The following is a 14,608-nucleotide window of genomic DNA, read 5'->3' as shown; positions in this document are numbered from 1 at the left end:
AGTGGTGCAGAATAGAAATACAAGAGGCTTACTTGTAAAGTAGACCTCTTGTATTACTTGCTTCGAGTACTTATTTTTTAGAAAGTATCACCCGTAAGATCTTCACAGCTGTATGACTCATAGTCAGCGTTAGTTAACTTCACAACGTCTTTCCCTGTGAACGTACCAACCATGTATAACGGGTCAGTCGCAGTATATTCACGTGTTAGTGTTTTACCGTCTTCGCTAAGTGTAAATTTCTCAACTACACGTAGCTCTGTACTGTTCTTTGCAACATCGTCAACACGAGGGGTTATGTTTAGGTAGCCTTCTGTGAATCCAACCGTATCAACCACTAAAACGCCGTTTTCCCACTGACCAATAGAGTGGCCAGCTTTGCTTGCTGTGATGTCTTCTGGGTGCTTATCCATATCTAAGTGAATAGTACGAACAATATCCATGAAGCCATAAGTTAGCGTGATGTCATCTTCAGTTTGTTCGATTTTATTGACCATTTGATCAAACCACCAATCGATAAAGATGTTAGTCGACTTGCAGGCAAAACGTGGGTTGTCTTCACGAACAAAACCCTCAACAGCTGCTGCACCAGCGGCTGTTCGTTCGATACGTGCTGGTCCACCACGGCCTTCGCCTGGAGGTGGGCCTCTACGCGCTTCACCTTCAGCTGGCTTTGCGCCACCCGTTGGTCTCGGGCCTCGTTTGCGCTGCTCTGCTGCCCAAGTACCATTGATGTTTGGTGTTTTCCCATCGTCTAGCGTTAATTTCCTTGGTGCTTCAACGACTTTACCATCTTCATCCAGCTTTGCATTTCGGGCAATGGTTGTGCCGTCTTCAAAGGTGATCGTTTTGGTGTAACACGCATTGTCTTCGTTACGTGCTGGTGTGCCAGTGATCGTCAGCTTTGTTCCTTTTGCGAACATGTCTTTTGACCAACCGCTTCGCTTAAGCAAGTTGCCTGATCTTAATTCACAACGCCAGTTATCTGTTCCGCCAGCGCTATTTGCAACGTCGAAGTACACATAAGAATGAGGGTTTACAAGTCTAACTCTGGTCACTGTGCCTGATACTTCGAGTGACTTTGTCATGTCAAATTGGCCACTGCTACCATGATGTGCATAGGCTGTATTAGCGGATAGAGCAAGTGCGCCCATCATCGCCAAGGTGCTAAAAGTCATCTGATTTTTCATGTTGTATCCTTTAGTGCATCTATTGTTATTAGATCGAGTAACTTCGGAGAGATTTTTTGGCTTGTAAAATTATGTATTGCTAGTTACTTAGCCTTTTTGGAATTATTGCACATGCGATTCATGAAATTGCTTAAGGGCATGTAAAATCACGTAAAGAAAGTGAGGGAATAGTGCAGAACTTCAAGATTTGTTATGAGTCAGCTATATCAAGGAATGTTGCCTTCTTTATAAACACAAAAATAATTTCACTTTGGCAGAGACTATTTGCTTCAAAAAACAGATAATTGCCGCCATTTAAGATCAACACCGATGATTAGCCCTCGCTAATTGATCGCAGCGATAAACACGGAACATTCCAATGGAAATCAAAGTAAACTTTCTCGAAAATCTTCGCCTTGAAGCTAAATTTGACGACTTTACGGTCGTTACTGATCAGCCGATTCGTTATAAAGGTGATGGCTCTGCGCCTAGTCCATTTGATTACTTCCTAGCGTCATCAGCACTTTGTGCTGCGTACTTTGTACGTGTGTACTGCTTGTCGCGTGATATTCCGACTGAAAATATTCGTTTGTCGCAGAACAATATTGTTGATCCTGAAGATCGTTATAACCAGATTTTCCAGATTCAGGTAGAGCTTCCAGAGAGTATTTCTGAGAAAGACCGTGAAGGTATTTTGCGTTCTATTGACCGTTGTACCGTAAAAAAGGTGGTTCAATCTGGGCCTGAGTTCAAAATAGAGACGGTTGAAAGCTTAGAAGAAGACGCGCAAGCCATGTTAATGGGGCAACCAGAAGGCGGGGAAAGTACCTTTATTTTGGGTAAAGATCTGCCGCTAGAACAAACCATTGCAAACATGACGGGTCTTTTATCTGACCTAGGTATGAAAATTGAGATTGCATCGTGGCGTAACATTGTACCAAACGTATGGTCGTTACATATTCGTGATGCGGCTTCTCCAATGTGTTTCACAAACGGTAAAGGCGCAACCAAAGAGAGTGCACTGTGCTCGGCATTGGGTGAGTTCATTGAGCGTCTAAACTGTAACTTTTTCTACAATGATCAATACTTCGGTCAAGAAATTGCAAACAGTGACTTCGTTCATTACCCCAATGAGAAGTGGTTTAAGCCTAACGAAAACGATGAGTTACCTGAAGGAATCTTAGACCAATATTGTTTAGAAATTTATGATCCAAGACAGGAGCTAGTCGGCTCTAATCTGATTGATACTAACTCTGGTTTAGTTGAGCGCGGCATTTGCTCTATACCGTACACACGTTACTCCGACGGTGAGACGGTTTATTTCCCGTCAAACCTGATTGAAAACTTGTTCTTAAGCAACGGTATGAGCGCTGGCAATAACTTACCTGAAGCGCAAGTTCAATGTTTGTCTGAGATATTTGAGCGTGCAGTTAAGCGTCAAATTATTGAAGAAGAAATTGTGCTGCCGGATGTGCCTAAAGAAGTGTTGGCTAAGTATCCAAGCATCCTAGAAGGTATTGAAGCGTTGGAAGCACAAGGTTTTCCTGTTGTTGTTAAAGATGCGTCGTTAGGGGGGCAGTTCCCAGTTATGTGTGTGACGCTGATGAATCCTAAAACGGGTGGTGTGTTCGCATCTTTCGGTGGACATCCAAGCTTTGAAGTTGCGCTAGAACGAAGCCTGACTGAGTTGCTACAAGGTCGCAGTTTTGAAGGTTTGAATGACGTTCCTCGTCCAACATTCAACAGTATGGCTGTCACTGAGCCAGAGAATTTTGTTGAACACTTTATTGATTCAACGGGCGTGATTTCTTGGCGCTTCTTTAGTGATAAGCATGACTATGAGTTTGCTGAGTGGGATTTCTCAGGGACTACTCAGGAAGAGAGTGATCGCTTGTTTGGTATCTTGAAGGATATTGATAAAGAGTGTTACATCGCTGTGTTTGATGAGCTAGGTGCAACGGCTTGCCGCATCTTGGTACCTGACTACTCTGAAGTTTACCCAGTTGATGACTTGGTTTGGGATAACACTAATAAGTCACTGATCTTCCGTGAAGATATTTTGAATATCCACTCGCTAGATGAAGATGAATTAGTGGATCTGTTGGAGCGTTTAGAAGACAGCCAGCTAGATAACTACACGGATATCAAAACACTGATTGGTATTGAGTTTGATGAGAATACAGTTTGGGGTCAGTTAACGATTCTTGAGCTTAAGATTCTTATCTATCTTGCACTAGGTGGTTTGGAAGAGGCACGAGACTGCGTAGAAGAGTTCTTGCAGTACAACGATAATACGGTTGAGCGTGGTTTATTCTACCAAGCTGTGCACTCGGTACTTGAAGTGGCGCTAGATGAAGAGCTTGAGCTTGAAAACTTTATTGGTAACTTCAATAGAATGTTTGGTAAAGAGACAATGGGCAATGTGGTTGGCTCTATTAACAGTGAAATCACATTCTTTGGCTTAACTAAGACGAGTATGAAGCTGGAAGGTTTAGATCGACATTTACGATTGATTGAAAGCTACAAAAAGCTTCATCAGGCCCGTAAAGACAAAGCGTCTGCTTAATGAATGAAGGGTGTTGAGGTGAGAGTGAGTATTCATGATGCTTTCACCTTAACACCATAATTTCTCCACAATTACCTGCTTAAATACAGTCAGTATCTGGCTTTCAGCGTTAATTAACCTGAGGTCAGTATAATGGGGTATTTTATTAATCATGTACGGTGGATGGTATCTCATTGTCACAACTTAAATTTTTTAGACAGTAATGCGCTTATCTATATCGCATAAGTTAATGCTCTCGTTCCTTGGGCTGACCTTGATGGTACTAGTGGCCACTTTAGGTTTAGCCCGTTGGAGTTTTGAGCGTGGTTTTTTAGACTACGTAAATGCACTTGAGCAAACACGCCTTACGCTTATTGGTGAGAATCTCGGCCGACTTTATGTCGAGCACGATAGGCAATGGTCTAATGTTGAAGAAGAAACATTGCAGATTAGTTTAAGCATGCTTCCTCGACCAGACACTGTCGCTAAAGCAGGGCGACCTCTTGAAGTAGATTTCCTTTTGCCTCCAAAAGGGCGACGACCGCCTCCATTTGAATCATACGACTTTCCACCACCTAAAGATTTTGAGGGTAGTGCTAGACCGCCAGGCGGGCCGGGTGGCAGAAGACCTCGCAGAGGTGGGCCTAGTTATCCACCGACAGCTCTTTATGATCTTCAAGGGGCGAAAATTTTTGGTCATGTTCTCAATGACCCTTCTGTAGAAATAATAGACTTTCCTGTGGTTGTGGATACTGAGGTCGTTGCGATCTTAAAAAGTGCGCCTGTGCGCCAAGTCAGCTCCTCTATTGAAACCGCTTTCTCTCGGCAACAGTGGATGACGAGCGTATTTATTGGTATCGCTTCACTTTTATTGGCAGGTTTAGTGGCTTTTGGATTGACTCGGTTGCTTGTATCGCCAGTTCATCGAATGATACAAGGTGTTAATAGGCTGTCAAAGGGTGACTACTCCCAGCCGCTAGTAAGTACTTATAATGATGAGTTTGGCCTGTTAGTCGAAGACATTAATTACCTGTCAAAAACGTTGGAAAAGAACCGCAGTGCGCGAAGTCGTTGGTTAGCAAATATTTCTCATGAGTTGCGTACGCCATTAGCGATATTGACGGGTGAGATTGAAGCGCTCAAAGATGGCATTCGCCCCTTTGGCCCTGAGCAGTTGGTCTCGTTGGATCAAGAAACTAAGCGCCTACGTTATTTAGTCGATGACTTGTATGAATTATCGTTATCAGATATTGGTGGTTTACGTTATGAGTTTGCTCTTGTTGACCTGACCCAAAGTATTAAACAAACTATCAAGTCACATCGGTTAGCGGCTGAGGAAAAAGGCATTACGGTTACGTTTGATAAAGATGCCAGTGTGCTAATTAGCGCGGATGAGAAGCGTATTAATCAGTTGCTGAGTAACTTAATGCGTAATTCACTGGCTTACACTAATACTTCAGGTCGTGTTGAAATTACTTTAAAAACGGATGACTATCACGCTATTTTGGCGATTCACGATACCCCACCGGGTATTGATTTGGCGGACTGTAGCCTATTGTTTGAGCCGTTGTATCGTAAGGATGAATCTCGAAATAGCCGGAGTTCTGGTGCAGGACTTGGTTTGTCTATTTGCCGTAATATTGTTGAAGCCCATCGTGGGGAAATCAATGCTGCACCGTCACCATTAGGTGGTGTACTGATGACGCTTGAGCTTCCTTTACTAAAAGGAAAAGGGAAGTCATGAACGTGTCGCTCATATTGATTGTTGAAGATGAAGATAAGATTGCTCAGATCTTAGTGGACTATTTAAAAAACGATGGCTTTGAAACTCAGGTATTAAATACTGGTTTAGATGCTGTTGAAACGGTCAAAACGACCGAGCCCGATCTTGTTATTTTAGACTTAATGTTGCCAGAAAAAGACGGGGTAAGTATTTGTCGAGAGGTGCGCCAGTTTTCTAATGTACCGATAATGATGTTGACGGCTAAAGTTGATGAGGTAGATCGTTTGATTGGTCTGGAGCTTGGTGCAGATGATTATGTGTGTAAGCCATTTTTGCCACGTGAAGTGGTTGCTCGCGTTAAAACGATTTTACGTCGTGTGCAAAGTACTCAGAATACTAATGATTCGATAGGGCAACAGTTGAGTTATCGCTCAATTACTCTACAGTGTGATCGTTATGTGTGTTTGATTTCAAATCAGCGTGTAGAGTTAACGCCTGTTGAGTTTCGTTTGTTGCAAACGCTTATGGCATCACCCGGTCGCGTGTTTTCGCGAGATGTGTTGATACAGTTTAGCTATTCAGATGGGCGAGTGGTCAGTGACCGAACAGTGGATAGTCATGTTAAAAACTTACGCAAAAAAGTGAGTGCTGTGACAGGAAGCGAAGAGTTAATTCATTCGATCTATGGTGTGGGTTATAAGATTGAGTAACATGCTACGGGCATAAAAAAACCACCTTAGAGGTGGTTTTTTGTATTTGACTCATTCTTTCAAGTGAGTGAACGTGTTTTTAAGATGCCGCTGGAATGCGAATCTTCTGACCAGGGAAGATTAGATCTGGGTCAGTAATCACTTCACGGTTCTCTTCAAAGATACCAGTGTATTTGCTACCGTTTCCATAGAAACGCTCAGCAATTTTCCACAGGCTATCGCCTTTTTCGATGACGTAGTAAGTGACTTCAATTGTCTGTTCTGGAGCTTCTAATTCGTCTGCGCGTACTTCTTCAACACCCAATGCATTTCCTGCCATGAGTATTGCTTTTTCATAGGCTGAGGCGGATTTTGCCTTTCCTTTGATGGTTGCAACGCCATCTTTTACAACAACTTGTAGGTCATCAACACCTGGGTTGTCTTCAGCGATATGAGCTTGTAATTTTTCTGAAGCGTCATCGTCATCACTACCGAAAATTTTCTTGCCGATGTTGCGGGCAAAGTCAAAAAGTCCCATGTGTTCACTCCTAGAGTTTTTAAATTATTTAGTTTTAACCTAAATAATAATAGGGGTTTTATGAGACTAATCAAGAAGAATAGTGATTTTAATCATCAACTGTTTAGGTAACTACCAAATTTGACGAAACGTTTCTTCCAATAGGATTTTTCCATTGAGTCAATAATGGCGCGTCGCTTACCTGACGAGGCATGGATGAACTTACCGTTTCCAATATAGATGCCAACGTGATTGGTGCGGCTATTAATTTTGAAAAATAACATATCACCTGGCTGTAACGAGTTATAGGCAATCGTTTTACTTTTGTCACGTTGAACAGCAGCGGTACGTGGTAACGTTTTACCCAGTGCTTTTTTATGGATAAATTGCATGAGGCTGCTGCAGTCCAAACCGCGTGATGCATTGTTTCCACCATAGATATAAGGAATACCAAGCGCGGAATAGGCTGCATCCATAATTCGATGGCGCTCAGGACTTAGAAAGTAAGGACCTCTTAATGGATCACCAGAAGGTTTATTTTGTAAAGCCTGAGGGCGTGCAACTGTTCTAGCGTGTTGAACGGGAGCAGGTGGCTGTCGATTTTGTATCGTTAGTGGTCGTTGCTGCGAATATCGTTGCCCTCCAGCCATCGAAGGTGAGGGTATTACAACAGGGGCAGGCATCTGCCTTTGAGGTTCATTAAAAAAGATAGGCAGCACTTGGTTATACTCATCCACAACGGTTTGAGCAAATTGTGCATTTGCCTGAACGCTTAAGCTAAGAAGCGCGACTATAGATAGAGTTGTTATATAGGTCTTCAACATAATATTATTGTTATTTTAATCGTTGTTTATTGGGAGCTATGTATGTCTCGGGTTTGACACTACGGGTCATAAAATGGCTTAAATCACTGATTGAAGGCATTCTATCCGATACTAATTTTTCAAAAAATCAGATAGAATCTCCTGTATTCTTCAAATGCTTGATTATGGTTTTTTATCAAGTAAAAATAATAAGCTCATGCATACGGTAAATACTTTGTCACAAATTTGTGAAAATCTAAAAAAAAAGCGATGTAAGGGAATTAAGGCATGAGCTTTATCTGGTCATCTATTAAAATTATTTGGCGTGTTTTACGCATTGCCCTACTTGTATCTATCGTTTTGGGGGCGTTGGTTGCTGCCGCTTATGTGCTTAAGCTTGATGATCAAGTTAAAACACAATTTGCGGGTAAGCTTTGGGCTTTGCCAGCTCGGGTATTTGCGCGTCCATTAGAGTTATACGAAGGACAGACTTTACAAGCGGATGACTTGGAAAAAGAGCTAAAACTGCTCAACTACAATCAATCTACTGCACCTGAATCGACGGGACAATATAATCGTAAAGGTAATACCTTCGAAATTCATACGCGTGGTTTCCGTTTTGCGGAAGACACCGAAGCTGACCGAGCGTTAGTATTAAAGATTGCTAAGGGGCAGGTGTCGTCACTTAAGCACCTGAATGATACAGGGCCATTGAACCTAATGCGCCTAGAGCCGATCTTGATTGGTAATTTCTACCCAAGTCATAATGAAGATCGAGTACTTGTACAGCTTGATGAAATTTCACCAATGCTTATCAAGGGTTTGATAGCTGTTGAAGATAAAAACTACTATGACCATGTAGGAGTTAACCCTAAGTCTATTGTTCGAGCGATGTTAGCGAATGCTAAAGCAGGTCAAACAGTTCAGGGTGGTAGTACTTTAACTCAGCAATTAGTTAAGAACTTTTACCTAACCAATGAGCGAAGCTTAAAGCGTAAGGTAAATGAAGCGACGATGTCGTTGCTACTAGAGCTTCACTATTCTAAAGAGAAGATCTTAGAAACTTACCTGAATGAAATTTACTTAGGTCAAAACAAGAAGCGTGCAATACACGGCTTCGGTTTGGCTTCACAGTTTTACTTTAGTCGACCTATTCGTGAGTTAGACACAGATCAAGTAGCACTGCTGATTGGTATGGCCAAAGGTGCGTCTTATTATGACCCTCGTCGTTTTCCAGAAAGAGCGACTGAACGTCGTAACCTAGTATTAGATATCATGGCGCGTGAGGATGTTATTACGACAGCTGACGCAAAGATTTTCAAAGCTAGACCATTGCATATCACGGCTAATGCGCCACCAAGTGTTAGTCCGTTCCCCGCTTATTTAGAGTTGGTGAAGTCTCAGTTGCAACGTGATTATCAAGAAGAGGATTTGCGTAGTGAAGGTCTTCTGATCTTTACGGCTATGGATCCGATTGTTCAGTTAACCGCTGAAAGAGTATTGAGTAGACGTGTAGATATACTGGAGCGTCAACAGGGTATCGAAAAAGGCAAACTTAACGGCGCGATGGTTGTAAGTAACGTTCAGGATGGTGAAGTACAAGCTGTCGTTGGCGGACGTGATGTTCGTTATGCAGGTTATAATCGCGCACTGGATGCTAAGCGTCAGATCGGATCATTAGTTAAGCCAGCGGTATTTTTGACTGCACTTGAGTCTCCTGATGAGTACACTTTGTCTTCGCTAATTAACGATGGTCCAGTGAAAGTACGCTTGTCGAACGGCGATGTGTGGGAGCCTGGTAACTATGATCATAAAGATTTAGGTCAAGTAACTCTAGAAGAGGCACTGGTTAAGTCTCGTAATACACCGACAGTGCGTATTGGTGTGACGATGGGCATGAACAACATAGTGAATAAACTGCATGATCTTGGGATTATGTCTGAGATTCCGCCTTACCCTTCAGTGTTGCTAGGTGCTTTGGAGCTATCTCCTATGGAAGTACAACAGATGTATCAAACGATTGCATCTGGTGGTAGTTACACGCCTCTTAAGTCTATCCGTAGTGTAATGGATTCTTTCGGTCGCACCTTGCGTCGTTACCCATTGAGTATTAAGCAAGTGGCTACACCTGAAGCTAACTACCTTCTGACTTATGCGATGAATCAAGTCACGAAGCGCGGAACAGCATCTTATTTATCTCGTAACTTACCTGCTTGGAAAAACTCAGCAGGTAAAACGGGTACGACCAACAATAAACGTGATAGCTGGTATGCAGGTTTTACAGGGCAGCATGTTGCTTCAGTATGGGTTGGTCGTGATGACAATAAAGAGACTGGGCTAACCGGTGGTACGGGGGCTATTAAAGTATGGGCAGACTTGTTTAAAGTGATGCCGACACGTCCATTGAAGCCAGTTAGACCGGGTCAAGTACGCTTTGTTAAAGTCGATAAGGACACTGGGCTATTATACAATAAGAACTGCGGTAAGCCTGTAACGATGCCATTTGTTCGTGGGACTCAACCCCGTAAGTATCGTGTTTGTGTGGTGATGGAGCCTGCGGTTGATGCAGGGACTCCTTAAGTCAGTAGTGTGTTGTTAGATCAGTCGTTGCTCTGTAAATAATTTCTGGAAAGGTCATGTTTAAAAAATCTGTGGTTCGTTACTGTTTGCTAGGGTGTGTGGCAATAATTAGTACAGCGTGCTCTAGTACTGAGCCGCGTCGTTCATCGCCTGTGCGTGAGACACTGCCAACCGTTCCTACTCCTCAGCGAACGGCTCCAGTACAGCAAAGTACGACTGCTCTGCAAAACCGTGGTGTGTATTCTGCTCCTGCTTTTGAAGAGTACAAGCCGCAGGCGACAGGACCTTACTCTAGACCTGAAGATACCTACCAGAGTTATGTACCAGACCAGTCTTATGACACATTTACAACACCACTAGAACAATCGCAGCCAGCGGTTGTTGAACGCTTGTCTCCACCACCACTTAAAGTGGAAATGCCGGTTCCGGAGCCTGTAAAACCAGTTGTAGAAGATCAAAGTAAAAACGAATTAGATATTGACCCATTTGCAGACATACCAGAGCGTGAAACCGCTGCAGTTACCAGTAATAACAGTGTTGCAAAGCCTGCGCCACGGACGGCTAACCGTTCGTTATCAGTCGCTGCAAATGCGTTGTTGTTAGGCGCAAAAGCGGAAGCTGCTGTTGGACGTTATGACTCGGCAATTAATAAGGTTGAGCGTGCGTTGCGTATAGAGCCAAATAGTCCATTGTTATGGTATCAATTAGGTAACTTTAACTATGGTAAAGGTCGCTATGACCAAGCAATTAGCCTTTCTAGAAAGTCCTTGCGCATGTCTACTGGCAATCGAGGCCTTGTCTCTCAAAACTTGGCTTTGATAAGTAAGGCTGCTACTAAAACAGGTAATACTAAAGTCTTCAGAGAAGTCTTAGATTACAAGAAAATGAATCCATAATGGCAAAGTACGATTGGCAGACACTGCTAGCAACTGATGGCCCGATAGCGGAAGTTATTGAAGGTTTTCAGGTTCGACCACAGCAGCAAGCTATGCTTGAAGCCGTGTCTGAAGCACTTGAGACAAATAGTTCGGTAGTTATTGAAGCGGGTACAGGTGTCGGGAAAACCTTCGCTTATTTGTTGCCTGCTTTTTTAAGTGGCGGCAAGGTGATTGTTTCCACGGGAAGTAAAACGCTGCAAGATCAGCTTTACTTAAAAGATCTTCCTCTGGTGAAGAAAGCTCTCAAATCAAACGCTCAAACTGCTCTATTAAAAGGTCGTGCCAATTACCTTTGTAAGCACCGTATGCGCTTGGTACAAATGGAAGCTCGGTTTAAAGATAAAAAGTCGATTTCCCACCTGCGCAAAGTCGATGACTGGGCATTTGTTACTAAAACGGGTGATGTGTCTGAGTTGTCTGCTGTACCAAAAGATTCTGAAGTGTGGCCAAGCGTCACATCTACAACAGATAACTGCCTAGGTGCTGAGTGTGGTGATTACCAAGAATGCCATGTTGTGCAAGCTCGTCGTAATGCGCAAGAAGCAGATATTGTGGTCGTTAACCATCACTTATTCTTTGCTGACTTAGCCTTGAAAGAAGAAGGGTTTGGTGAATTACTACCTAGTGCTAATGCGGTTATTTTGGATGAGGCTCATCAGCTACCTGAAATAGCATCTACCTTCTTTAGTGACAACTTAAGTAGTCGTCAATTACTAGAGTTTAGTCGTGACACCTTGGCAGAGTGCCTTGAGTCTGCGTCTGACATGGGTGAGTTACGTGAGTTATTAGCTAAGCTAGATAAAGTCGTCATGGATTTCCGTTTAGCGATGGATAAGCCGGGCCAGCGCGAGCCTTGGTACAAAATTCGAGATAAAGAACCTATTCAGCGTGAGCTACAAAACTTAACTGACGTTATGGAGCAAGTGCTTGCTCAGTTGCAGGTGGCTTCTGAGCGAAGTAAAGGTTTACAGACGTGTTATGAGCGTTTATTCGTACAAACACAGCGCCTAGCAAACTTCAAAGACCCTAAACCAGAAACGGTGCAGTGGTTTGAAACATATACTCGCTCATTTTCATTAGTCTCAACGCCTTTGGAAATAGCTGAGCCGTTTCGTAAGCAGTTAGACGCATACCCTTGTGCATGGGTATTAACCTCTGCGACATTGGCTGTTGGTCAATCATTTGATCATTTCACACAACGAATTGGCTTAGATAATCCAAAAACCTTGCTGCTTGATAGCCCTTTTGACTATTGGAATAACGCATTGTTATATGCACCTTCCAATATGCCAGAGCCACAGCAACACGATTTTGTCCCACGCTTAGTGGAAGAAGCGATACCGGTGATTAATGCGGCTAAAGGTCGTACCTTTATGCTATTTACCAGCTATCGTGCACTAAATCAGGCAGCTGAGTTACTAAAGTCAGAGATTGAATACCCGATACTCGTTCAGGGTGATACTTCGCAAGCTGAAATGATTAGCCAATTTAAAAAGTTGGGTAATGCAGTATTGTTAGGCACTAGCACCTTCTGGGAAGGTGTTGATGTCCGTGGTGAAGCGTTGAGTTGCGTGATTATCGATAAGTTTCCTTTTGCATCACCGGGTGACCCAGTCCTTGAAGCGCGTATAAAATCTATTCGTGAATCTGGCGGTAACCCTTTTATGGATTATCAGCTTCCTCAAGCGGTTATCGCCATGAAGCAGGGTGTCGGTCGATTGATTCGTGATGAGCAAGATCAAGGTGTATTGATGATTTGTGACCCGCGATTAAGAACTAAACCTTACGGGCGTACTTTTTTAGATAGTTTACCAAAAGTGCCTAAAACGACTAAGCGAGAAGTTGTAGAGCGTTTCTTTACGACGCGAAAAATATGAAAATTTTAGCAATTGAAACGGCCACGGAAGCGTGTTCAGCAGCTTTGTATAATGATGGTGAAGTCACCCATCGTTATGAGTTAGCACCTAGAAAGCACACCCAGCTTATTCTTCCAATGTTGGATGAAGTCTTGAATGAGTCTGACGTTTCTAAAAGCGAGTTAGATGCGATTGCATTTGGGCGTGGTCCCGGTGCTTTTACGGGTTTAAGAATTGCTGTCGGTATTGCGCAAGGTTTGGCACTGTCATTAGATAAGCCACTAATCGCTATATCGACCTTAGCGGCTATGGCTCAACAGATTCTTGAGACTCAAAACGTGACAAACACTCAAATGATCCCTGCTATTGATGCTCGAATGAGTGAAGTTTACTGGGGGCATTACGCAAACAGAGAAGGTGAAGCCGTGCTGACGAGTGAGGAGCAAGTGTCGATTCCTGAGTTACTACTTCAGCAACAGGTGCCATCATTGATCTTTGGTAGTGGTTGGGAAGCCTATCATGCTGAGTTTTTAGCGCAGCCAGCTGATTGGGTTGCAGGCTCGACAAATGATGTATTCCCAAGCGCAGAACATATTGCAACGCTGGCAAGCTATGCTTGGCAGCGTGGAGAGTTGATTGATGCGGCTGACGCAGAACCAACTTACTTACGAAACAACGTAGCCAAGAAAAAAGCTGACCAAGGTAGTAAAAACTAAATGGATGTTAATCGCACAACAAATGCAGCTTCTTTAACAGGTGATATACGTACGACCCATGCAGACTTTCAGGTAGATGAAATACCTGACTTTGAGCCGAGTGGTGAAGGTGAGCATGTTTGCCTAAAGATTTTAAAAGATGGTCAAAATACTGAGTGGACGGGTAAGCAGCTTGCAGATATCGCAGGTATTGTTCGTCGTGATGTGTCTTACGCAGGCTTAAAAGATCGTCACGCCATTACAACGCAGTGGTTTAGTGTTTGGTTGCCAGGCAAAGAAGCACCTAAATGGTCTGAGCATTTACCAGAATCCATACAAGTACTCGAAGAGGTTAGACATAACCGAAAAGTACGTATTGGGACATTGAAGGGTAATCGCTTCAAGTTGGTGATGCGTAACATTCAAGGTGACAAAGAACAGCTTGAGCAATGTATCGCTGCGATTAAAGAGCAGGGTGTACCTAACTACTTTGGCGTGCAGCGTTTTGGTCACGGTAATGCTAATATCGAACGAGCAACGTCGTGGTTTGAAGGGTTAAGTAGACCTAAGGCGCGAAAGCAAAAGAGTATGTATTTGTCAGCAGCACGATCGTTGATATTCAATGATAACTTGTCTCGACGTGTCGCCGACGGGACGTGGAATAAAGCTGTCGATGGTGAGGCGTTTCAGTTGCATGGCACCAAGAGTTGTTTCTCTGAGCCACTCACTGACGTTCTACAGCAGCGTGTGTCCGAAATTGATTTACACCCAACGGGTCCGATGTGGGGTGAGGGTGAGTTAATTACTGGCGATGATGTGAAGTCTCAAGAGCTCGCTGTTGGTGAAAAGTTTTCAATATTGAGTAAAGGTTTAGAGAAGCATGGCCTTAAACAAGAACGTCGTTCTTTACGTTTAATGGTCGGTGAGCTAGAGCATAGTTGGTTGGAAGGTGATGTCTTGCAGTTGACGTTTACACTGCCTCCTGGAAGTTACGCAACGAGCGTCTTACAAGAGCTAGGTGAGTTCAAAGATGTGACGGAACTTAATAGGTTGGCTAGAGACTAAATTATTAGTCAAAAATGCTGAGAAATTAACT

Annotated in this window: 11 protein-coding genes; 8 read left to right on the top strand and 3 right to left on the bottom strand. The window is 43.3% G+C overall.

Features of this window, described 5'->3' with window-relative positions; translation table 11 throughout:
• Positions 1-77: 77 nt before the first annotated feature.
• Positions 78-1,187: a DUF6152 family protein gene (locus DKT75_RS00690; protein WP_109821516.1), complete on the bottom strand. Its 1,110-nt coding sequence runs from the start codon at positions 1,185-1,187 to the stop codon at positions 78-80.
• A gap of 358 nt (positions 1,188-1,545) precedes the next feature.
• Here DKT75_RS00690 and DKT75_RS00685 point away from each other — a divergent pair, with 358 nt between their 5' ends.
• The 3 genes from DKT75_RS00685 to DKT75_RS00675 all read left to right on the top strand — a co-directional run bounded on the left by DKT75_RS00685 (position 1,546) and on the right by DKT75_RS00675 (position 6,144).
• Positions 1,546-3,732, top strand: coding sequence for an OsmC domain/YcaO domain-containing protein (locus tag DKT75_RS00685; protein WP_109821515.1), 2,187 nt, complete (start codon positions 1,546-1,548; stop codon positions 3,730-3,732).
• Positions 3,733-3,961: 229 nt separating this feature from the next.
• Positions 3,962-5,455 carry an ATP-binding protein gene (locus DKT75_RS00680; protein ID WP_158278765.1) on the top strand — a complete coding sequence of 498 codons (1,494 nt, stop codon included), beginning with the start codon at positions 3,962-3,964 and terminating at the stop codon, positions 5,453-5,455.
• On the top strand, positions 5,452-6,144 hold the full coding sequence (locus DKT75_RS00675; RefSeq protein ID WP_109821513.1) for a response regulator: 693 nt from the start codon (positions 5,452-5,454) through the stop codon (positions 6,142-6,144). Before DKT75_RS00680 ends, DKT75_RS00675 begins: the two co-directional genes overlap by 4 nt.
• A 79-nt stretch (positions 6,145-6,223) precedes the next feature.
• Here the strand turns inward: DKT75_RS00675 and lysM are convergent, their stop codons facing one another.
• Together lysM and DKT75_RS00665 are read right to left on the bottom strand one after the other, a co-directional pair.
• The gene (lysM, locus tag DKT75_RS00670) at positions 6,224-6,661 is read right to left on the bottom strand and encodes a peptidoglycan-binding protein LysM (protein ID WP_109821512.1); all 438 of its coding nucleotides are present in this window, start codon (positions 6,659-6,661) and stop codon (positions 6,224-6,226) included.
• A 95-nt stretch (positions 6,662-6,756) separates the two neighbouring features.
• Complete coding sequence (locus DKT75_RS00665) at positions 6,757-7,464, bottom strand: C40 family peptidase (RefSeq protein ID WP_109821511.1); 708 nt, start codon at positions 7,462-7,464, stop codon at positions 6,757-6,759.
• 267 nt (positions 7,465-7,731) lie between these two features.
• Between DKT75_RS00665 and mrcB the strand changes: the two genes are divergently transcribed.
• From mrcB to truD, 5 genes are read left to right on the top strand one after another with little or no spacing between them, the layout of a single operon-like run.
• Positions 7,732-10,023, top strand: a complete 2,292-nt coding sequence (mrcB, locus tag DKT75_RS00660) for a penicillin-binding protein 1B (RefSeq protein ID WP_109821510.1) — start codon at positions 7,732-7,734, stop codon at positions 10,021-10,023.
• Between the two features lie 56 nt (positions 10,024-10,079).
• Positions 10,080-10,919 carry a tetratricopeptide repeat protein gene (locus tag DKT75_RS00655; protein WP_109821509.1) on the top strand — a complete coding sequence of 280 codons (840 nt, stop codon included), beginning with the start codon at positions 10,080-10,082 and terminating at the stop codon, positions 10,917-10,919.
• Positions 10,919-12,838: a DNA repair helicase YoaA gene (gene yoaA, locus DKT75_RS00650; RefSeq protein WP_109821508.1), complete on the top strand. Its 1,920-nt coding sequence runs from the start codon at positions 10,919-10,921 to the stop codon at positions 12,836-12,838. The genes DKT75_RS00655 and yoaA overlap by 1 nt, the downstream gene beginning before the upstream one ends.
• Positions 12,835-13,533, top strand: a complete 699-nt coding sequence (gene tsaB / locus DKT75_RS00645) for a tRNA (adenosine(37)-N6)-threonylcarbamoyltransferase complex dimerization subunit type 1 TsaB (protein ID WP_109821507.1) — start codon at positions 12,835-12,837, stop codon at positions 13,531-13,533. Before yoaA ends, tsaB begins: the two co-directional genes overlap by 4 nt.
• Positions 13,534-14,577: a tRNA pseudouridine(13) synthase TruD gene (gene truD / locus DKT75_RS00640; protein ID WP_109821506.1), complete on the top strand. Its 1,044-nt coding sequence runs from the start codon at positions 13,534-13,536 to the stop codon at positions 14,575-14,577. It begins immediately after the preceding gene.
• Positions 14,578-14,608: the final 31 nt, after the last annotated feature.

Source organism: Leucothrix arctica (genome assembly GCF_003172895.1).
In the GTDB taxonomy this organism is placed as follows: Bacteria; Pseudomonadota; Gammaproteobacteria; order Thiotrichales; family Thiotrichaceae; genus Leucothrix; species Leucothrix arctica.
Note: the sequence above shows the minus strand (reverse complement) of the source record. Positions and strands in the feature narration are given on the sequence as shown.